The organism is Microbacterium sp. SORGH_AS_0454 (assembly GCF_031453395.1).
GTDB lineage: Bacteria > Actinomycetota > Actinomycetes > Actinomycetales > Microbacteriaceae > Microbacterium.
Genome location: NZ_JAVIYS010000001.1, coordinates 722,695 through 742,093, shown reverse-complemented (window position 1 = coordinate 742,093; position 19,399 = coordinate 722,695). Strand labels below are relative to the sequence as shown.

Annotated in this window: 17 protein-coding genes; 8 read left to right on the top strand and 9 right to left on the bottom strand. The window is 70.6% G+C overall.

Annotation, left to right across the window (positions count from 1 at the left end; genetic code table 11):
* Window positions 1-60: 60 nt before the first annotated feature.
* Complete coding sequence (locus QE454_RS03505; RefSeq protein WP_307458103.1) at window positions 61-1,002, bottom strand: LysR family transcriptional regulator; 942 nt, start codon at window positions 1,000-1,002, stop codon at window positions 61-63.
* Window positions 1,003-1,148: 146 nt separating this feature from the next.
* Here QE454_RS03505 and QE454_RS03500 point away from each other — a divergent pair, with 146 nt between their 5' ends.
* Together QE454_RS03500 and QE454_RS03495 are read left to right on the top strand one after the other, a co-directional pair.
* The gene (locus tag QE454_RS03500) at window positions 1,149-2,381 is read left to right on the top strand and encodes a cysteine desulfurase-like protein (protein WP_307458106.1); all 1,233 of its coding nucleotides are present in this window, start codon (window positions 1,149-1,151) and stop codon (window positions 2,379-2,381) included.
* A 152-nt stretch (window positions 2,382-2,533) separates the two neighbouring features.
* A complete protein-coding gene (locus QE454_RS03495) occupies window positions 2,534-3,316 on the top strand; it encodes an alpha/beta fold hydrolase (protein WP_307458109.1) in 783 nt (260 codons plus the stop codon).
* 114 nt (window positions 3,317-3,430) lie between these two features.
* Here QE454_RS03495 and QE454_RS03490 read toward each other — a convergent pair whose 3' ends face one another.
* Genes QE454_RS03490 through QE454_RS03475 form a run of 4 tightly spaced genes read right to left on the bottom strand, consistent with a single transcriptional unit; the run spans window position 3,431 to window position 9,012 of the window.
* Entirely contained in the window at window positions 3,431-5,815 is a 2,385-nt protein-coding gene (locus QE454_RS03490; RefSeq protein WP_307458112.1) for a glycoside hydrolase family 3 N-terminal domain-containing protein, read from the bottom strand.
* A 7-nt stretch (window positions 5,816-5,822) separates the two neighbouring features.
* Complete coding sequence (locus QE454_RS03485; protein ID WP_210072896.1) at window positions 5,823-6,707, bottom strand: carbohydrate ABC transporter permease; 885 nt, start codon at window positions 6,705-6,707, stop codon at window positions 5,823-5,825.
* Complete coding sequence (locus QE454_RS03480; RefSeq protein ID WP_307313187.1) at window positions 6,704-7,717, bottom strand: carbohydrate ABC transporter permease; 1,014 nt, start codon at window positions 7,715-7,717, stop codon at window positions 6,704-6,706. The genes QE454_RS03485 and QE454_RS03480 overlap by 4 nt, the downstream gene beginning before the upstream one ends.
* 11 nt (window positions 7,718-7,728) lie before the next feature.
* The gene (locus tag QE454_RS03475; protein ID WP_210072900.1) at window positions 7,729-9,012 is read right to left on the bottom strand and encodes an extracellular solute-binding protein; all 1,284 of its coding nucleotides are present in this window, start codon (window positions 9,010-9,012) and stop codon (window positions 7,729-7,731) included.
* 175 nt (window positions 9,013-9,187) lie between these two features.
* Here QE454_RS03475 and QE454_RS03470 point away from each other — a divergent pair, with 175 nt between their 5' ends.
* The 3 genes from QE454_RS03470 to mmuM all read left to right on the top strand — a co-directional run bounded on the left by QE454_RS03470 (window position 9,188) and on the right by mmuM (window position 11,725).
* On the top strand, window positions 9,188-10,189 hold the full coding sequence (locus QE454_RS03470) for a LacI family DNA-binding transcriptional regulator (protein ID WP_267788122.1): 1,002 nt from the start codon (window positions 9,188-9,190) through the stop codon (window positions 10,187-10,189).
* Window positions 10,190-10,367: 178 nt separating this feature from the next.
* Window positions 10,368-10,874: a MarR family winged helix-turn-helix transcriptional regulator gene (locus QE454_RS03465; RefSeq protein WP_210072902.1), complete on the top strand. Its 507-nt coding sequence runs from the start codon at window positions 10,368-10,370 to the stop codon at window positions 10,872-10,874.
* Entirely contained in the window at window positions 10,871-11,725 is an 855-nt protein-coding gene (gene mmuM / locus QE454_RS03460; RefSeq protein WP_307458116.1) for a homocysteine S-methyltransferase, read from the top strand. The genes QE454_RS03465 and mmuM overlap by 4 nt, the downstream gene beginning before the upstream one ends.
* A 127-nt stretch (window positions 11,726-11,852) precedes the next feature.
* Here mmuM and QE454_RS03455 read toward each other — a convergent pair whose 3' ends face one another.
* Both QE454_RS03455 and QE454_RS03450 read right to left on the bottom strand, forming a co-directional pair.
* Complete coding sequence (locus QE454_RS03455; RefSeq protein ID WP_307458119.1) at window positions 11,853-12,761, bottom strand: hypothetical protein; 909 nt, start codon at window positions 12,759-12,761, stop codon at window positions 11,853-11,855.
* A gap of 94 nt (window positions 12,762-12,855) precedes the next feature.
* Window positions 12,856-13,329, bottom strand: a complete 474-nt coding sequence (locus tag QE454_RS03450; RefSeq protein WP_307458121.1) for an Lrp/AsnC family transcriptional regulator — start codon at window positions 13,327-13,329, stop codon at window positions 12,856-12,858.
* A 155-nt stretch (window positions 13,330-13,484) separates the two neighbouring features.
* Here QE454_RS03450 and ald point away from each other — a divergent pair, with 155 nt between their 5' ends.
* Window positions 13,485-14,570 carry an alanine dehydrogenase gene (gene ald / locus QE454_RS03445; RefSeq protein WP_307458124.1) on the top strand — a complete coding sequence of 362 codons (1,086 nt, stop codon included), beginning with the start codon at window positions 13,485-13,487 and terminating at the stop codon, window positions 14,568-14,570.
* A 91-nt stretch (window positions 14,571-14,661) separates the two neighbouring features.
* On the opposite strand, the gene QE454_RS03440 is transcribed toward ald, so the two are convergent.
* On the bottom strand, window positions 14,662-15,345 hold the full coding sequence (locus tag QE454_RS03440) for a response regulator (protein WP_210072912.1): 684 nt from the start codon (window positions 15,343-15,345) through the stop codon (window positions 14,662-14,664).
* Window positions 15,342-16,946: an ATP-binding protein gene (locus QE454_RS03435; protein WP_307461174.1), complete on the bottom strand. Its 1,605-nt coding sequence runs from the start codon at window positions 16,944-16,946 to the stop codon at window positions 15,342-15,344. Before QE454_RS03435 ends, QE454_RS03440 begins: the two co-directional genes overlap by 4 nt.
* A gap of 135 nt (window positions 16,947-17,081) precedes the next feature.
* On the opposite strand from QE454_RS03435, the gene QE454_RS03430 reads away from it, so the two are divergent.
* Together QE454_RS03430 and QE454_RS03425 are read left to right on the top strand one after the other, a co-directional pair.
* Complete coding sequence (locus QE454_RS03430; protein ID WP_210072916.1) at window positions 17,082-18,536, top strand: cation:dicarboxylate symporter family transporter; 1,455 nt, start codon at window positions 17,082-17,084, stop codon at window positions 18,534-18,536.
* Window positions 18,533-19,366 carry an aldolase/citrate lyase family protein gene (locus QE454_RS03425; protein ID WP_307458129.1) on the top strand — a complete coding sequence of 278 codons (834 nt, stop codon included), beginning with the start codon at window positions 18,533-18,535 and terminating at the stop codon, window positions 19,364-19,366. Before QE454_RS03430 ends, QE454_RS03425 begins: the two co-directional genes overlap by 4 nt.
* Window positions 19,367-19,399 lie beyond the last annotated feature (33 nt).

Genomic DNA, 19,399 nt, shown 5'->3' with positions numbered 1-19,399 from the left:
CAGGGGGCTGCGGTCGGGTTGTGGAAGGCGGAGTCCCGCGGCGGGCCGAATCGCAGAGAGTCACCCCTGGCGGGAGGTCTCGATCGTCCTCTCCGCGGCATCCAGGCCGGCCCGCAGGCCCTCGATGAACCCCGGAAGGAAGGGAGGCTGGAACGACGGGCGCGTGACCACCAGGATCTCCCGATGCCAGGGCTCGATCCCGGCAGGAGGGGGCACGATCTGTACGCGAAGGCCCCGCTCGAGTCCCGCGGCGACGACGGTGGCGGGCACCACACTGACCGCGAGGCCCTCGCTCGCAAGAGTCAGCAGGCAATTCGGGTCCGAGCTCTCGAAGGCCACGTGGAAACGAAAGCGCAAGCGCTCCGACCAGGAGCCCAGAAGACGTCGATCTCCCAGAGAGCGATGCCCGAGGGCCCAATCCTTGTCGACCAGTTCCTCGAATGTCAGACCCGCCTCCGGCGCGGCCACCAGCAGCATGGGCTCCCTGTGCACCAGCGTCACCGTCAGCGGATCGTCGGCCAGCGGCGAGTCTGCGGGCAGGTACCGGTAGCCGACGAGCAGATCGAGCGCCCCGGATCGCACAAGGGGGATGGCATCCGGCGTCTCCATTTCGCGAACGTTCACACGCGGCCAGGAAGGGTCCTTCTGCAGGGACGAGAAGACGCGCGGAAGCAAGTACTGCAGTGCCGTTCCGTGCGTTCCCAGCGTGAGATCGGGGGCCTCGGAGCGGCTTATCGAACGCAGGCTGTCGGAGAATTCGGAGTTGGCGATCAGCAGCGGACCGGTGGCCGCCAAGAGGGCGCGGCCGGCGGCCGTGATGGCGATCCGACTCCCGGGTCGGCGGACGAGCAGTTCCACCCCCAACGCCCGTTCGAGTCCGGCGATGTGCTGGGTGATCGCCGACGGCACGTATCCCAGTTCCGCGGCTGCGGCCGCCATGGAACCGTGTTCCACGACGGCCGTGAAGCTGCGCAACCACCGGAGGTTCATCGAGTCATTCATAAAGAGTGAACTCTCCCTTTAGAAAGCATCAGTTTACGCGAACGGGGCGAGCGGCCACGATGGACGACAGCGTCATTCGTTGCCCCAGGCGGGGGACAGAGCCCGCACCTCGACACACCGGTCACGCAACCCGCGAAAGAAGAGTCATGAAGCCCTCCACGGTCCCCTCGACGCTGGATGTCGACGACATCCGTTCGCACTTCCCCGCGCTTCGTGGCGGCACCGCCTTCTTCGACAGCCCCGGCGGGACGCAGACTCCGACCAGCGTCGCTGCCGCCATCGGCGAGGCGCTTCTCGCGCCGCTCGCCAACCGGGGTCTCGTCACTCAAGCCGAGCGCAACGCCACGAGCATCGTCGAGGCGTGCCGGTCCGCACTCGGAGATTTCTTGAACGTCCCGAGCCAGACGGTCGTCTTCGGTCGAAGCGCGACGGCGCTCACGTTCGATCTCTCTCGTGCCATCTCGCGGACGTGGAAGGCCGGTGACGAGGTGGTCGTCACCCGGCTGGACCACAACTCCAATGCGCAGCCCTGGCTGATCGCGGCCGAACGCACCGGAGTGACCGTCCGATGGGTGGACTTCGACCCGGCGACCGGAGAGCTGTCGACGGATGCCGTTCGCGAGCAGCTCTCGGAGCGCACCAGGCTGGTGGCGGTCACCGCCGCATCCAACGTCCTCGGCACCATGCCGGACATCCCCCGGATCGCCGAGGCGGTCCATGGCGTCGGAGCGCTGTTGTACGTCGACGGCGTGCATTACGCCGCACACGCGTTGGTGGATGTCCCCGCGCTCGGTGCGGACTTCTTCGTCTGCTCGCCGTACAAGTTCCTCGGCCCGCACTGTGCGGCCGTCACGATGCGATCGGATCTTCTCGGCCAGCTGCAGCCCGACAAGCTGGCGACCTCGCCGAACACCGATCCCGAACGATACGAGCTCGGCACCCTGCCCTATGAGCTGATGGCCGGCACGACTGCCGCGGTCGATTTCATCGCCGCGATCGGCGGCCCCGAGGGAACCCGCCGCGAACGCCTCGTCCGAGCGGTCGAGGCGATCGACGAGCATGAGACCGACCTGCGAGAAGTCATCGAGACCGGCTTCGCCGCCTTCGGCGACCTCACCGTGCACTCGCGTGCCGCGCGTCGGTCTCCGACCCTGTTCGTCTCGGTCGCCGGCGGTCGCGATCAGGAACTCGCCCGTTTTCTCGCGAGCCGCGACATCAATGCCCCGGTCAGTCACTTCTACGCCATCGAGGCCTCACGACGACTCGGACTCGGCGATGGTGGTGCTCTCCGTGTCGGGCTTGCGCCATACAACACGCGGGACGACGCCGACCGGCTCCTGAACGCGACGGCTGACTTCCTGGCATCCCGCCGGCCGTGAAAACCCGAACCCGGCGCCCACGCCGGGCGGCACCGTAGTGACCGTGGCGCTCGCTGAGAAAACGCAGCTCCCTCTTATACGCCTCGATGCTGCCCGACGCAATCGTCCGAGTCGCCGAGCGCTCGAAAAGTACCCGGGTTAGCGTTGCGAACATGACGCTGAATCATGTTCGACGCGGGACTGGCAGCCCACTGCTGCTGGTGCACGGCCTGGGCGCAGGCTGGCGATCCTGGACTCCGATCCTCGATGAGCTGGCCCGGCACCGTGAGGTCATCGCCGTCGACCTGCCGGGATTCGGTGAGACACCGCCGCTGCCCGGTGACGTCTCGATTGCCACGCTGGCCGACTCCGTCGCGGACTTCATCCGCGAGCAGGGACTGGAGGGGGTCTCAACCGTCGGGCAATCGATGGGCGGCCGAATCGTGCTCGAGCTTGCTCGGCGCGGAGTAGGCGGGGACAGCGTCGCTTTGGACCCTGGCGGGTTCTGGAGTCCCCGCGAGCGCGCGGTCTTCGCCGCCACGCTGCGGCCGTCGATCGTGCTGGTTCGCGCATTGCGCGGCGTTCTGCCCGCCTTGCTCAGTAACCCCGTCGGACGGACGGTTCTTCTGGCGCAATTGTCAGCGCGACCGTGGGTCCTTTCGCGGGAAACGGTGCTGCCGGACGTGCGCGGACTGGCCGATTCCCCCTCGGTCGGAGCCGCCATGAATGCCCTCACCAAGGGCCCCCTGCAACAGGGCGCCCCCGCGGGCACGGTACCCGGCCGGGTCACGATCGGGTGGGGTCGGCGCGATCTGGTGACCGTGCCCAAACAGGCCGATCGCGCCACCCACCTGTTCCCCGACGCTTCGCTGCACTGGTTCGAACGATGCGGCCACTTTCCGCAGTGGGACGTTCCCCACGAAGCGACACGACTCATCCTCGACAGCACCAGCTGAAGCGCGGGGCTGCGTACGTCACCGGCCGCCACTGCTCGCCGCGCGGTTCCGAGCAGGTGTAAAAACCGGTGCGAGAGCCGATGCGGTGGTCTGTCTCGCACCCCGCCCGCGCCGTCAGCCCCGCCGCACCTCGACCTCGACGATCCGCGCGTCCTCGACGCCCAGCTCGTACGTCGGCCCGACGATCCGCAGCGCCACCGCCTCGTCGACGTCGGCGCACGAGGACCCGAGCCGCAGCTCCACCTCGCCCGCCTCGACGACGCGCCGCATCGAACGGTCGCTGTAGGCCAGCCGCGAGGCGGGCACGGTGAAGCGCACCTCGGCGCTTTCGCCGGGCGCGAGCTCGACCCGCGCGTACGCCACGAGCTGCGCCACCGGGCGTGTGACGCTGGCCACCGCGCGGTGCGCGTACACCTGCACGACGTCCGCCCCGTGCCGGTCTCCGGTGTTCGTCACGCGCGCCGACACGGTGAACGCGTCACCGGCGCGCACCTCGGCAGAAGCTCCGGATGCCGGCACACCGGCGCCCCGCTCGACGCTCAGGCCGACGCCCTCGGCGGGTACCGCTCCGGCGGACGCGACCCCGTCCGCCCGCAGCTCCCCGCGCGCGAACGACGTGTAAGACAGCCCGAACCCGAACGGCCGCACCGGAGTCGGGTCGGTGCTGGTCACCCCCGAGGGTCCGCCGAGCAGCGGGTGCAGGTACGAGTACGGCTGCGCGCCTGCCGAACGGGGGAGCGAGACGGGCAGACGGCCCGAGGGAGTGGCATCCCCCGCCAACAGCGCTGCCAGCGCCGGCGCGCCCTCCTCACCGGGGAAGAACGCCTGCAGCACCGCGGCGGGACCGCCCGCGGTGTCGAGCGCCCAGTCCAGGGCGTACGGACGGCCCGTCAGCAGGACGAGTACGACAGGGGTTCCCGTCGCCACGACCGCCTCGACGAGCTGGCGTTGCACGCCCGGCAGGTCGAGGGAGTCGGCGTCGTTGCCCTCGCCGACGGTTCCGCGCCCGAAGAGCCCGGCGCGGTCGCCGACGACGACGATCGCCACCTCGGCGTCGCGGGCGAGGGCGGCCGCCGTATCCAGACCCGAGAGATCGGTCCCCTCGACCGTGCACCCCTCGGCGTACGCGATCTCGCCGAAGCGCTCGACGAGAGCCTCGCGCACGGTCGGCAGTGAGAAGCCGAGCGGGAAGCTCGGGTGGTGAGCGAGCACGTGGTTCGCGAACGAGTAGCAGCCCATCAGCGCGTCGGTACTGTCGGCGTTCGGGCCGATCAGCGCGATCCGTCCGGCTGAGGCGAGCGGCAGCACGCCCTCGTTGCGCAAGAGTACGACGGACTCCTCGGCCAGACGGCGCGCGAGCGCGCGGTGCTCGGCGTCGTCGAGGTCGACAGCGGTCGGGGCCGAGGAGAAGTCGGCATCCAGCAGCCCGAGATCCTCCTTCTCGGCCAGCACGCGCAGGACGGCACGGTCGACCACGGCTTCGGGGAGGGCTCCGGATGCCACCCGCTCGGCCAGGTGCGGATACGCGTCGGGCCCCGGGAGTTCGACGTCGATCCCCGCCTCGAGGGCGAGTTGCGCGGCCTCGCCGCGGTCGGCCGCGATCCCGTGCATCGATCGGAGGAACTCGACGGCGAAGTAGTCGGAGACGACCGTGCCGTCGAAGCCCCAGCGTCGGCGCAGCAGATCCGTCAACAGCTCGGGGTTCGAGGCCACCGGTACGCCGTCGATCTCGGTGTACGAGTTCATGACGCTGCGCACCCCGCCGTCGCGCACGGCCATCTCGAACGGGGGGAGGAAGACATCCTGCAGCTCGCGCCGGCCGGCCGACACGGGTGCGTGGTTGCGGCCGGCGCGTGAGGCGGAGTAGCCCACGAAGTGCTTGAGCGTCGCGTGCACGCCCGCCGCCTGCAGCCCGCGCACGTAGGCCGTTCCGATGGTCCCGACGACGTAGGGGTCCTCGGCGATGCACTCGTCGACCCGGCCCCATCGGGCGTCGCGTACGACGTCGAGCACCGGCGCCAGGCCCTGGTGAACCCCCACCTCGCGCATCGAGCGACCGATCGCGGATGCCATGAGTTCCACGGCATCCGGATCGAAAGAGGCTCCCCAGGCGAGGGGGGTGGGGAAGGTCGCGGCCTTCCACGCCGCGAACCCGGTCAGGCACTCCTCGTGGACGAGCGCCGGGATGCCCAGGCGCGTCTCGTCCTGCAGGCGGCGCTGTTCGCCCCACAGCCAGGCGGCGCGCTCGACGGGGTCGACGGGCCGCGTGCCGTAGACGCGCGTGAGGTGGCCGAGCCCGTGAGCGGTGGCATCCACGTAGGCGGTGGAGGTGACCTTCTCGCCCGAGAGCGGGGCGACGACCTCGTCGCCCTGGTCGACCCAGTACCCGACGAGCTGGGCGAGCTTCTCGTCGAGGGTCATGTCGGCCACGAGGGCCTTCACCCGAGGGGTGATCCCCCGTGTGCGGGCAGCGCCGACGTCGGTGTTCTGAATGGTCATCGTGGGATCAGCCCTTCACGGCACCGGTGAGTCCGCCCACGATCCGTCGCTCGAACACGCTGAAGAACAGCAGAGCGGGGATCATCGACAGAGAGGTGAAAGCGAGTACTCGGGCGGTGTCGACCGAGTACTGCGAGGCGAACGCCTGGGTGCCCAGCGGCAGCGTGTAGGCGGCCTCGTTGTTGAGGATGAACAGAGGCAGCATGTACGAGTTCCAGCTGTTGACGAAGGCCAGGATGCCGACCGTCACCACCGCGGGCACCGCGAGAGGCAGCACCATGCGCCAGAAGAAGCCGAGGCGGCCGAGCCCGTCGATCGAGGCGGCCTCCTGCAGCTCGCTCGGAATGGCGGCGAGGAACGGCGACAGGATGATGATCGTCAGGGGCAGGGCGAAGGCGATCTGCGGCACGATGACGCCCGCGAGCGAGTTCGTCAGGCCGAGATTGCGCACCAGGATGTACAGGGGCGTGATCGCGACGGTCATCGGGAACATCAGGCCCGCGGTGAACAGGGCGTACACGGCTCCGCGCCCGCGGAAGCGATACCGGGCCAGACCGTAGGCCGCCATCATGCCCAGCGCGACGACGAACGCCGTCGTCGCGATCGCGGCGATCGCGGAGTTGCCGACCTGGCCCCAGAACGCGGGGCTCGCGAGCACGTCGGCGTAGTTCTGCCAGTTCCAGGTGGTGGGAAAGCCCGAGGGATCCACGGTGATCTCGGCGTTCGAGCGGAAGCCGCCGAGGATGATGTAGACCACCGGGGCGAGCATCATCCCGATCAGCAGCAGGGCGACGAAGCCGACGAGCACCGAGCTGCCGCGGTTCGCTCCGGCGGGGCGTCGGCGCGGGGTCCTCCCGCCGCGAGGGGTGACGAGGGTGGCGGTGGCGGTCATTTCGAACCTCCCGTGAGAGCGCCGGCCGTGTCGCGCCGCAGCACGAAGCGCTGATAGACGAGGGCGACGGCGAGCGAGATGAGGAACATCACCACGGCCACGGCGCTGCCGTAGCCGAAGCTGCCGGCATTGCGACCGTTGGCGACCATGTAGGTGGCCATCGTGGAGGTCCCCGCCGTGGAGGCGACGTACTGACCCCAGACGATCCAGACGAGGTCGAACAGCTGGAGGGAGCCGATGATCGACAGGAACGCCCAGATGCGGATCGTCGGTCCCATGAGGGGCAGGACGATGTGGCGCTGGATCTGCCAGTACGAGGCACCGTCGATCGCGGCGGCCTCGCTCAGCTCTTCGGGAATGCCCTGGAGACCGGCGAGGAAGAGGATCACGGCGAAGCCGATGTACTTCCACGTGATGATGATGAGCAGCGTCCAGATCGCCAGCGCCGGATCGGAGATCCAGTCCGCGCGGAGCGAGCCGAGCCCGATCTTCTCCAGAGCCCCGTTGAGCGCGCCGCCCGACTGCAGCATGAGGCCCCAACCGAGACCCACGACGACCTCGGAGATGACGTAGGGCACGAAGATCAGCACGCGGATGAGCGACTGCGCGCGCATCTTGCGATTCAGCAGCAGCGCGAGGCCCAGCGCGAGAGGTCCCTGCAGCACGAGGGATCCGACGACGATGAACGCGTTGTGGCCGAGGGCCTCGTGGAAGGCCGGGTCGGTGAGGATGGTGATGTAGTTTCGCAGCCCCACGAAGTCGACGGGAGCGCCGAAGCCCGACCACTTGTAGAAGCCGTAGTAGGCGGCGAGGGCGACGGGCAGGATGACGAACGACACGAACACCACCAGGGCGGGGCCCAGGAGGATCGCGAGTTCGCCGCGGATGCGCCAGTTCTCGAGCCGCCGCCGCGCGGTCGGCCGCCCGGCCGAGGGGGCGCGTGTGGCGCCCTCCCCGGCCGGGCGGCCTGACCCGGCGTCGGTCGCCGAGGTGGCGAGCTGGGTGGTCATGGTCGGCGTCCTCAGCGGGAAGCGGCGGCGTTGACGGCGTCGACGATGCCCTGCGGGCTGCCCTTGCCGGCGAACAGGTCGACGACGGCGACGTTCAGGGCGTTGCCGACGTTCTGTCCGTACAGGGTGTCGAGCCAGACCGAGACGTAGGGGGCGTCGGTGTACGCCTTCAGCGCGGACTGCAGGGCGGGGGTGGTGACGGCATCCGTCGCCTCGCTCGAGGCGGGGATGGTCTGGAAGGCCGCGGCGTACTTCTCCTGGTTCTCCTTGTTGACGAGGAAGTTCAGGAAGTCGGTGCACTGCGCCGGGGCGTTGACCCAGCACGAGTAGCCGTCGACGCCGCCCATGATCGCGCCCTCTTCGCCCTTGCCGCCGGGAACCTCGGGGAAGGGGAACCAACCGAGGTCGGCGAGGGGCTTCTCATCGGGCGTGAGCGAGGCGATCACGCCGGGGTTCCAGGCACCCATGAGCTCCATGGCGGCCTGGTGGTTGGCGAGCAGGCCCGCCGACGAACCGGCACCCTGCTGGGCCGCCGTGGTGAGGAAGCCGTCGTTGAAGGGCTGGGTCTTCAGGAACGACTCGAGGTTCTCACCCGCCTGCAGCCAGCACGGGTCGTCGAAGCTGCGGCTCTGCGCCGCGGTGTCCAGGACGTCCTTCGAGCAGGCGCGCAGCGCGAAGTTGTAGTACCAGTGGGCCGCGGGCCAGGCGTCCTTCGCGCCCACGGCGATCGGGGCGACGCCCGTGGCGCGGATCTTCGCGTCGGCGGCCTGCAACTCGTCGATCGTCTCGGGGGCGGCGGAGACGCCCGCCGCGGACAGGAGATCCTGCGAGGTGAAGATGCCCGAGGGGAGCACGGCGACGGGCATGCCGTAGTTCTTGCCGTCGACCTCGAAGGCGCCGAGCGAGTTGCCGAGAGCGGTCTTGACCTCGGGCGTGATCTTGTCGGTGAGGTCCATCGCCTGGCCGGCCGCGACGATGTCGGCGAGCTTGCCGCCGCCGCGCGCCATGAACAGGTCGGGGGCGTCGCCCGAGTTGAGGGCGGTCTGGAGCTTGCCGTCCATCTCTTCGTTCTGCAGGGCCTGGATCTCGATCGTGACGCCGGGATTCGCCGCCTCGAACGCCGCGGCCGTGTCCTCCCAGTACTTCTTGCCGTCACCCGTGGTGGAGTTGTGCCACAGCGTCAGCGTGACCGAACCGTCGGCGTTCTGGCCGCCGCCGCCCGCGGCGCAGCCACCGAGGGCGAGTGTTCCGGCGACGGCGAGGGCCGCTCCGGCGAGGATTTTGCGCGTGTTCATGTGATTCCCGTTTCTCTTCGTCGAGGTGCGCCGTGGGACGCGTCGGTGTTCGGCTGCTTCGCCGTTCGTGCGCTTCTCGGGGTCTGCTGCCCGCCGAGGTGTGAGCAGTGTCGCCCGGGGCTCGCGCGAACGTCAAACGTTTTCGAAAATGTTTTCCACGCTATGGTCGGATGCCATGACGAGGCGCGCGACCATCCACGACGTCGCCGCGGCGGCCGGGGTCTCGGTGGCCACGGTGTCGAAGGCGGTGAACGGGCGCTACGGGGTGTCGCCCGAGACCGTGGGGCGGGTCCTGGACGCCGTGAAGACCCTCGGGTACGAGTCGAGCCTCGTCGCCAGCAGCATGCGCTCGCGTCGGACGGGGGTGATCGGCGTGCTCGTGGCCGACATCGAGCCGTTCTCCGCCGAGATCCTCAAGGGCGTCGGGGGAGCCCTGTCCGACACCGGGTACGACCTCTTGGCCTACACGGGCGCGCGTCGCGACGGCGAGGGCTGGGAGCGCCGCTCGCTGAGCCGGCTGAGCGGCACGCTCATCGATGCGGCGATCATCGTCACGCCCACGGTCGTCAACGTCTCGGGAGAGGTGCCCATCGTGGCCATCGACCCGCACACGGGCCGGGGAGACCTGCCGACCGTCGAGTCCGACAGCTACACCGGCGCGCAGCAGGCCGTGCACTATCTCGTGCAGCTCGGTCACCGGCGCATCGGCTTCATCGCGGGGCGGCCCGATCTGCGCTCCGCGGTCGCCCGCGCCTCGGGGTACCGCGCGGGGCTCGCCGCCGCGGGGATCCCGTTCGACTCCGCGCTGGTCGGCGTCGGACGCTACGAGCAGGACGTCGCGCGCGAAGCCGCCGAGGCCATGCTCTCGCTCGACGACCCGCCCACGGCGGTGTTCGCCGCCAACGATCTCTCGGCGCTGTCGATCATCGAGGTCGCCGCCGCGCGGGGGTTGAGCGTGCCCGGCGATCTGTCGGTGGTCGGTTTCGACGACGTGCCCGAGGCCGCCCGCGCGCAACCCGCCCTGACCACGGTCCGCCAGCCGATGAAGCGCCTCGGCGCCGAGGCCGTGCGGATGGTGCTCGCGCTGCTGGCCGGGGAGACCCTGCCCGAGACGCACATCGAGCTCCCGACGCGCCTCGTCGCGCGGGCGACGACCGCGCCGCCGCGCTCGCGCTGAGCCGCGCGTGGCCCCGGCATCCGGTGCCCGCCCGCGTCGAGTGCCCAGAACACGCCGCGCGGGACCGTGCCGACGCGACGTGTTCTGGACACTCGACGAGTTCCTTCCCGGGGCGCGCGAAACGCCCGCTCCGCCCGTCGCGCGCCGCACCACCCCGCGGCTCGGGTACCGTCGAGGTGTGCCCACTGCCAGCAGTAAAGACGACGAGGTCGACCTCCTCATCGACGCCTGGTCGCAGTTGCTGCCCGACGTCGACCTGACGCCCCTCGACGTGATGTCGCGCCTGCGCCGCGCGGCCTTCCACCTGTCGAAGCTCCGCGCCAAAGCCTTCGCCAGCGCCGACATCGCCGTCTGGGAGTTCGACGTTCTCGCCGTGCTCCGCCGCGCCGGCACCGAGCTCAGCGCAACGCGCCTGATCACAGCGACCATGATCGGCAGCGCCGCCATGACGAACCGCCTCGACAAGCTCGCCGAGCGCGGACTCGTCAATCGCCGCCCCAATCCCTCCGACGGCCGAGCGATCCTCGTCGCGATCACCGCCGAGGGCATCGAGCGCGTGGACGCGGCGATGACCGAGCTCGTCCGCCTCGAAGCCGACGCGCTCCGCGATGTCAGCCGACACGACCAGGCCCTGCTCGCGAGTGCTCTGCGCGTGCTCGCGGCGGGCGAGACGCACGAGGCGTGATCGACCTCATCACCACCGTGACCCGACGCCCCGTCGTCCTCGACGGCGGCCTGGGCACCCTGCTCGAGGCGCGCGGTAACGACGTCACCTCCGCGCTGTGGTCGGCCCGCGTGCTGCGAGACGAGCCCGACGAGGTGCGCGCGGCCCACGCCGAGTTCGTCGCCGCGGGAGCCGAGGTCGTCATCACCGCCTCGTACCAGCTGGGTTTCGGGGGAGAGATCCCGGATGCCGAGGTCGAGGCGCTCCTGCGCCGCTCGGTGTCTCTCGCGCGAGAGGCCGGCGATGTGGCGGTCGCGGCCTCCGTCGGTCCGGTGGGTGCCCTGCGCGCCGACGGCAGTGAGTACACCGGCTCCTACGGGCTGAGTCTCGACGAGCTGCGCAGCGCCCATCGCCGCCGCCTGCACGTTCTCGCCGAATCGGGTGCCGACCTCCTCGCCGTCGAGACCATCCCCTCCGTTCTCGAGGTGGAGGCGCTCGCCCTCGAACTCGATGGTCTCGGTGTCCCCGCCTTCGTCAGCGTCTCCGCCGACAGCACCGGTTACGCGCACCGAGGCGCCCGCGCCGAGGCCCTGCGCACCGCGGCATCTGTCTCGAGCGTGCTCGCCGTGGGCGTCAACTGCTGCGCGCCCGAGACGGTGCTTCCCGCGCTCGCCGAGGCTGGCGGCATCCCGCTCCTGGCGTATCCGAACACCGGTGAGAGGTGGGACGCCGCCACACGCACCTGGCATGGCGGTACGGCGCCCCTGGCCGACGCGGCACCTTCGTGGGTCGCCGCCGGCGCGCGTCTGGTGGGCGGGTGCTGCCGTTCGACGCCCGCCGACATCGCGGCGATCGCGGCCGCGGTGCGCTGAGGCCGCGATCGGGTGCGCAGCCCGACGGTTCGGGGCTCGCGGTTGCTCTCAGACCTGCTGCGGAGCAGCCGCGCGACGGCACCGCTCGATGACGCTGCCGAGGCAACGCGCGTGCGGGTGCGAGCGCTCAGACGGTGATCCGCGGCCGCCGCCGGGGTGTCGCGTCGGTGAGCAACTCGACCTCCTCGGGGCGCCAGCCGTAGTCGGCGGCCAAGCGCTCCCGCAGCGCGGATATCGCCGACGGCACAGAGGTCTCCACGCCGTGCGGCGAGTCGACGGTCGCGGGGTCGAGGTCTCGCGCGGCCCGGCGCAGATCGAGCAGCAGAACGCGGACGCGTTCGCGGCCGAAGGCGGCGGTGGCGAGATTCCAGTCGCCGATCGAGATCGAGGCCCCCCGGCGGCGGCCCCCGGCGACAGCGCCCGCGGAGGGCAGACCGATGATGACGATCGAGACCCCGGTCAACAGCATCACCGAGATGCCGGCCACGATGACACCGGTGGGCGAGAACACGGGGTCGAACGAGTCGCTTTCGAGCGAGAGGACGCCACGAGCCGTGGAGTACAGCGCGTATGCGCCCATCGCGGTGGTGAGCACGAAGCGGGATCGGCGGGGCAGCGCGCTCGCCCGGAACGCCAGGACGGCGCAGAGGCCGCAGGCGAGGGCGAGGGTGAACGCCTTGATCGTCGTGACCGCGGCGGGCGCGAGGGTGAAGCTCAGGGCGGCCACGGCGGCGACGGCCACCGCGATCGGCAGGGATCGGGTGAGGGGGCGATCGGGCGTCACGACGAGGGCGGCGCACAGCAGCGCGGGGGCGAGGATCATCGTGGTGTCGGCGGCGACCCGGGTCAGGTCTCCGGCTCCGTTCGACGCCATGATGTCCAGCACGGCCGCACCGACCGAGACCGCTCCCGAGAGGGCTCCGACCCTCAGGAACACACCGAGAGCGCCCGCGCTGCCGATGCGCGGGAGGATCACGCAGACCACGCCGATCGCCAACACCACGCACATGACGGCTACGCCGATCGACAGCACCATGAAACCCCCCCCCCGGGTCTCATCATGGCGGCGCCGTCTGGTACGCCGGCCGTCTTGACGGCGACCGTGCCGGGGACTATCGACCCGGGCGGGGTCAGTCGAAATCCGCCGCCAGCGCGTTGCGGTGGTACTCGAAGATGATGCTCGTGCGGGTGGAGGCCACGCTGTGCCGGGCCGAGAGGTGGTCGACGACGAAGCGGCGCACGGCCGAGGAATCGTCGACCGCGATGTGCACGAGGAAGTCGTCCGCCCCGCCCAGGAAGAACAGCTGGATCACGTCCGGATGGCGGCGGATCTCGTGCGCGAACGCGCGAATGCTCTCCTGGCGCTGCCCCGGTCGTAGCGTCACGCCCACGATCGCCTGCAGGCCCCGGCCGAGACGGCTCTGGTCGACGGCGGCGTGGAAGCCGGTGAGCAGACCGCGGTCGATGAGCCCCCGCAGACGGGTATGAGCGGTGGATGCCGCGACCCCGAGCGCCTCGGCGAGCGCGGCGTTCGTCATGCGGGCGTCGGCGGACAGCAGCTCTATCATCAGGGCGTCGAGCGGGTGCAGATCGTCCCCGGCCATCGCAGATCCTTCGTTTCAGAGGACCGAAGAAGCCCTCGGCATCCGATGATATCGCCGTCCTCGCCGTAGATACCGAATCTTCTTCGGGGAAACACCACGGAAACACGCTTTTCTGCGATTCTCTCCGCAACGCTCATCCGCTCGAGGAGGAACCCATGCGCGTCTGCGTGCCCACCGAGATCAAGAACAACGAAAACCGCGTCGCGATGACACCCGCGGGAGTCGATGCGCTCGTCCACCGCGGCCACGAGGTGCTCGTCCAGGCGGGCGCGGGCGAGGGCAGCGGCTTCGCCGACGAGCAGTACCGCGCCGCGGGCGCCGAGATCGTCGCCACCGCCGACGAGACCTGGGCACGCGCCGAACTCCTGGTCAAGGTCAAGGAGCCGATCGCCCCCGAATACCGGTTTCTGCGCGCTGATCTCACCCTCTTCACCTACCTGCACCTCGCCGCCGACCGGCCGCTGACCGACGCGCTCATGGCCGCGGGGACCACGGCCGTCGCCTACGAGACCGTGCAGACCGCCGATCGCGCCCTGCCGTTGCTGGCGCCGATGAGCGAGGTCGCCGGACGTCTGTCGATCATCGAGGGCGCCCACAACCTGCTGCGCGCCTCGGGTGGTCGGGGTCTGCTCCCCGGCGGTGTGCCCGGCACCCCGCGGGCCAAGGTGGTCGTCATCGGCGGCGGCGTCGCCGGCGAGCACGCCGCGGCGAACGCTCTCGGTCTCGGTGCCCGTGTGACGGTCGTCGACATCTCGCTGCCCAAGCTGCGTCAGCTCGAGGAGCGCTTCGGCGGCGCGATCGAGACCCGCGCCTCGACCCGCCTCGAGATCGCCGAGCAGCTGGCCGACGCCGACCTCGTCATCGGCTCGGTCCTCATCCCCGGGGCCGCCGCGCCCAAGCTCGTCACCGACGACATGGTGGCGGCGATGAAGCCCGGCTCGGTCCTCGTCGACATCGCGATCGACCAGGGCGGCTGCTTCGAGGGCTCGCGTCCCACGACGCACGACGAGCCGACCTTTCGCGTCCACGATTCGCTGTACTACTGCGTCGCGAACATGCCCGGCGCGGTGCCGCACACCTCGACCCGGGCCCTGTCGAACGCCACCCTGCCCTACATCACGCGCATCGCCGACCGGGGGTGGGAGGCCGCGGCATCCGCCGATCCCGCCCTCGCCAAGGGCCTGAACGTGCGCGCCGGCGTCGTGGTGAACGAGGGCGTACGCGCGGCGTTCGACCTCTGACCCGCGTCCCCGCGGTTGAGTGTCCACGACACGCCGATGGCCCGCACCGGCGTGCGGCGTGTCGTGGTTACTCGACGAGGGTGGGCCGCCGCTAGCCGCGGAGCCAGGCGTAGGTGATCTCGGGGCGGCCCTGGCCGCCGTAGCGGGGTTCGCGGCGGACGCGACCGACGTCGGCGAGGTGCTCGAGGTAGCGCCGGGCGGTGACGCGCGACATGCCCTCGCTCTCGCCGACCTCGGTCGACGACACCGCTCCGGAGGCCGTGCGCACGCGCTCCGCCACGGCCTGCAGCGTCTCGTCGCTCAGGCCCTTCGGCAGGGTCGGCGCGGCGATGGTCCGAAGCGTGCCCAGCAGCGCGTCGACCTCGGACTGCGTCGCCTCTCCCGCCGCGCGATCCAGGCCCTCGACGTAGGACCGGTACGCCTCGAGACGCTCGCGGAACGCGGCGAACGCGAAGGGCTTGATGAGGTACTGCACGACGCCGATCGAGACCGCCGCGCGCACGGTCGCGGCATCTCGGACCGCGGTGACGGCGATGATGTCGACGCGAGACCCCATCGCGCGCACGCGTCGGGCGACGTCGAGACCGGTGCCGTCAGGCATCGTCATGTCGAGAAGGACGAGGTCGATACGGCGCTCGGGATCGCTCAGGGCGGTGAGCGCCGCGCGGGCTCCCGCGGCATGACCGGCGACCTCGAAACCGGGCACTCGAGCGACGTAGGCGGAATGCAGCTCCAACGCCAGCGCGTCGTCGTCGACGACCAGCACCCTGATCACGGCGCCACCTCCTCGGCGCCGGCGGGAAGGAAAACGCGCACGGTCGTGGGGTCCTCCACCACCTGCAGCGTGCCGCCGTGCGCCGCGACGATGTCGCGCACGAGGGCGAGACCGACACCGCGGCCTCCGGGGGAGTGCGCCGGCTTGGTGGACGCGCCGAACGCGAAGGGATCGGCGAGCGCGGGGTCGAACCCGGTGCCGCTGTCGGACACCTCGAGCACCACGTCGCCCCCGCCTGCGCGAAGCGCCGCGTGCACCCAGCGGGGTTCGGCGCCGGCCGCCGCGGCATCCAGAGCGTTATCGACGAGGTTTCCCACCACCGTCACCGCCTCGGCCGCGGGGAGCGGCAGCGCGGGCGTCGGCTCGGCGACGTCGAGGTCGAGGTGCACGCCGCGCTCGGCGGCCTCGTCGAGTTTGCCCAGCAGCAGGGCGACCACCACGGCGTCCTCGTCGTCCGAGACCAGGCGGTCGGCGAGCTCCTGGCGTTCGCCGGTCGAGGCCACGATCAGACGGCGGGCTTCGTCGATGCGCCCGAGCTCGAGCAGGGCCAGCAGCGCGTGCAGGCGGTTGCCGTGTTCGTGGGTCTGCGAGCGCAGGGTGTCGCTGAGCGTGCGGACTCCCTCGAGCTCGCCGAGCAGCGCCTGCAGCTCCGACCGGTCGCGCAAGGTCATGACCCGACCGCGTTCCGGAGCGCGCCGGCCCGCCAGATCGCGCGCCTCCTCCTGGTTGACCAGCAGCACCCGCTCCCCGTTGACGACGGTCTCTTCGACCATGCGTCGACCGCTCGCGATGGCCTCGGCGAGACCGGCGTCCATCTCGATCTCGCGGGGGTCGAGCGATACCTGCCCCGAGCGGGCCGGGGGCAGGCCCAGCAGGTCGGCGGCCTCGTCGTTGTAGAGCACGATGCGCCCGGCGCGGTCGGTGACCACGAGCCCCTCGCGCAGTGAGTGCAGCACCGTCTCGTAGCTCTCGACGAGACGCGACAACTCGGCGGGCGTGTACGAGCCGGTCACGCGTCGTGCGCTCTGTCGGACGTAGAGGGCTCCCAGTATCCCCATGCCGACGATGGCGGCGGATGCCAGGACGATCAGCGGTGCGCGAGCGGCGAGGTCCTGCTGCACGGCGCCGAGGGTGACGCCGACGGCGACCAGGCCCACGATGTCGCCGCTCTCATCGCCCCCGTCGCGGATCGGGACGATGGTGCGCACCGAGGGCCCGAGGGTTCCGTCGTAGACCTCGGTGTGCGTCTGGCCGGCAAGCGCCTCCGATCGCGAACCGAGGTACTGCTCGCCGATCTCGGACCTGTTGCGGTGGGTGAGACGGATGCCGTCGGGCGTCATGATCGTGACGAACGACAGGTCGGCGTCGGGGAGGATCTGCTCGACCATCGGCTGCAGGGCGCCGGAGTCGCGCCGCACGACCAGAGCGGCGACGTCGGGCTCGTGCGCGAGGGTCTCGGCGACGGAGCGGGTGACCTTCTCGGCCTCGCGCTGACCGGAGTCGCTCAACTGCACCGACAGCAGCGCCGCCAGCACGCCGGCGACGAGCACGACGACGCCCAGGGACACCAATGCCAGGCGTCCACCCACGCTCAGTCTCATCACCACGCCCTTCTCGCGCTTGCCGTGAACAATACGACCACAAATCGCCGACGCGTCCGGCGTCGATCAAAGTCGTCACATCGACCGGCGCCCCCGCCGGACTCAACAAAGGCGTTAGAAAAGGGGAAGTCGCTCATGGCACTCTCACTCCGCACCACACGCGACGGCAGGCCGCGTAAGAAGATCGACCGCAACCACTGGCTCTACATCTCCGTCATCGTCGCGGTCGTGGCCGGTGTCATCGTGGGCCTGGTCGCCCCGCAGTTCGCCACGGCCCTCGAGCCCATCGGCAAGGGCTTCGTCAGCCTCATCAAGATGATGATCGCCCCGGTCATCTTCTGCACGATCGTCGTGGGAATCGGCTCGATCGCCAAGGCCTCCACGGTCGGCAAGATCGGCGGCCTGGCGATGGTCTACTTCCTCGTCATGTCGTCGTTCGCCCTGATCATCGGCCTCGTCGTCGGCAACATCATCCACCCGGGCGAGGGACTGAACATCGCGGGCGCCCAGTACGACGCCCCCGCCGCCGAGGCGACCTCCACCCAGGAGTTCATCCTGGGTATCATCCCCACCACGTTCTTCTCCGCCTTCACCGGCGGCAGCATCCTCCAGGTGCTGTTCATCGCCCTTCTCGTCGGCTTCGCCCTGCAGGGCATGGGCGAGCGCGGCGCGCGCATGGTCGAGGGCATCCGTAACTTCCAGGTGCTCGTCTTCCGCATCCTCGGCATGATCCTGTGGCTCGCCCCCATCGGTGCCTTCGGTGCCATCGCCGCCGTCGTCGGCAAGACCGGGTTCCAGGCCGTGATCAGCCTCGGCATCCTGATGGGCGCGTTCTACATCACGTGCTTCCTCTTCATCGCCGTGGTGCTCGGCACGCTGCTGTACGTCGTGACCCGCGTCAACATCTTCACGCTGATGAAGTACCTGGGCCGCGAGTACCTGCTCATCGTCGGCACCTCGTCGTCCGAGGCCGCTCTTCCCCGCCTCATCGCCAAGATGGAGCACCTCGGTGTCTCGAAGCCCGTCGTGGGCATCACCGTCCCGACCGGGTACTCCTTCAACCTCGACGGCACGGCGATCTACCTCACGATGGCCTCGCTGTTCATCGCCACCGCGATGGGCTCGCCCATGTCGATCGGTGAGCAGATCGGTCTCATGATCTTCATGATCATCGCCTCGAAGGGCGCGGCCGGCGTCACCGGCGCCGGTCTCGCCACCCTCGCCGGTGGTCTGTCGGCCTACCGCCCCGACCTGGTCGACGGCGTCGGCGTCATCGTCGGCATCGACCGCTTCATGTCCGAGGCCCGCGCCGTGACCAACTTCACCGGCAACGCCGTGGCCACCATGCTCATCGGTGTCTGGACCAAGGAGTACGACGGCCAGCGTGTCCGCGAGGTCCTCGCCGGCAACATCCCCTTCGACGAGAGTCTGATGACCGGCCACGACCACTCGGCGACCCCCGCGGCGGATGCCAAGGAGCAGGCGTCGGCGGAGGCCGGCACGGGTCCCGCGGCCACCGTCGACACGCAGTCGCTCGACGCCTTCCGCGCTCAGGCGGAGGCGGAGACGGCGGCACGGGGTCGCTCGTGACCCTGACGCACGACACCTCGGCGGGGACGGCTTCGGCCGCCCCCGCCCCGGCGCGTGTCGACCTCGCGCGCACCTGGATGCTCCGCTCGCCGCTGGCGGGCGGTCTCGAGACCGCGGCCGACGTGCTCGTGATCGACCTCGAAGACGGTCTCCCCGCGGGGCGCAAGGCCGAGGGTCGGGACCGCGCTCGGCGGGCCGCTGTCGACGCCCCGGTGTGGTTGCGCATCAGCGCCGCCGGAACGCGCGACGGAGAAGCCGATCTCGCGCTGGGCCGTGACCTCGACGATCGCCTGGCCGGGGTCGTCCTGGCCATGTGCGCCGGTCCCGACGACGTGGCTCACGTCGCGGCATCCCTTCCGTCCGGCACGCCGATCGTCGCGATGGTCGAGTCGGCCGCGGCGCTGCTGGCGGCACCGGCCATCGCCGCCCACCCCGCGACCCGTCGCCTCGCTTTCGGCACGGGTGACTTCCGTCGCGACACCGGGATGACCGCCGACCGCATCGCGCTGTCGTGGCCGCGCGCCCAGCTCGTTGTCGCCTCGGCCGCGGCGGGTATCGCGGGACCCATCGACGGCCCGTGCGGCCCGGTCGAGCAGGCTCGGGATGCCGCGCTCCACGCCGTCTCGATGGGCTTCACCGGCACGCTCGCGCTGAGGGATGCCGCCATCCCCGGCGCCCACGCCGGCTTCACACCCGCACCCGCCGACGTGGAAGCGGCCCGGTCGCTGCTGTCGACGACCCCCGATGGCCCCGTCGACGGCTCGTACGCGCCGGCACTCGCTCGGGCCCGGGCGCTGCTCGAGCGCGCGGAGGCGCTGGCAGCGCTCTGACGGCGCGGCGGGTCCGCGGCTCTCCCCCCCCCC

What these genes read in the sequence shown, in the direction of transcription:
- QE454_RS03435 (WP_307461174.1), bottom strand. Translation starts at nt 16,946, where the DNA reads ATGAGACTGAGCGTGGGTGGACGCCTGGCATTGGTGTCCCTGGGCGTC.
- QE454_RS03480 (WP_307313187.1), bottom strand. Translation starts at nt 7,717, where the DNA reads ATGACCACCCAGCTCGCCACCTCGGCGACCGACGCCGGGTCAGGCCGC.
- QE454_RS03475 (WP_210072900.1), bottom strand. Translation starts at nt 9,012, where the DNA reads ATGAACACGCGCAAAATCCTCGCCGGAGCGGCCCTCGCCGTCGCCGGA.
- ald (WP_307458124.1), top strand. Translation starts at nt 13,485, where the DNA reads ATGCGCGTCTGCGTGCCCACCGAGATCAAGAACAACGAAAACCGCGTC.
- QE454_RS03505 (WP_307458103.1), bottom strand. Translation starts at nt 1,002, where the DNA reads ATGAATGACTCGATGAACCTCCGGTGGTTGCGCAGCTTCACGGCCGTC.
- QE454_RS03495 (WP_307458109.1), top strand. Translation starts at nt 2,534, where the DNA reads ATGACGCTGAATCATGTTCGACGCGGGACTGGCAGCCCACTGCTGCTG.
- QE454_RS03485 (WP_210072896.1), bottom strand. Translation starts at nt 6,707, where the DNA reads ATGACCGCCACCGCCACCCTCGTCACCCCTCGCGGCGGGAGGACCCCG.
- QE454_RS03470 (WP_267788122.1), top strand. Translation starts at nt 9,188, where the DNA reads ATGACGAGGCGCGCGACCATCCACGACGTCGCCGCGGCGGCCGGGGTC.
- QE454_RS03450 (WP_307458121.1), bottom strand. Translation starts at nt 13,329, where the DNA reads ATGGCCGGGGACGATCTGCACCCGCTCGACGCCCTGATGATAGAGCTG.
- QE454_RS03455 (WP_307458119.1), bottom strand. Translation starts at nt 12,761, where the DNA reads ATGGTGCTGTCGATCGGCGTAGCCGTCATGTGCGTGGTGTTGGCGATC.
- QE454_RS03500 (WP_307458106.1), top strand. Translation starts at nt 1,149, where the DNA reads ATGAAGCCCTCCACGGTCCCCTCGACGCTGGATGTCGACGACATCCGT.
- QE454_RS03490 (WP_307458112.1), bottom strand. Translation starts at nt 5,815, where the DNA reads ATGACCATTCAGAACACCGACGTCGGCGCTGCCCGCACACGGGGGATC.
- QE454_RS03430 (WP_210072916.1), top strand. Translation starts at nt 17,082, where the DNA reads ATGGCACTCTCACTCCGCACCACACGCGACGGCAGGCCGCGTAAGAAG.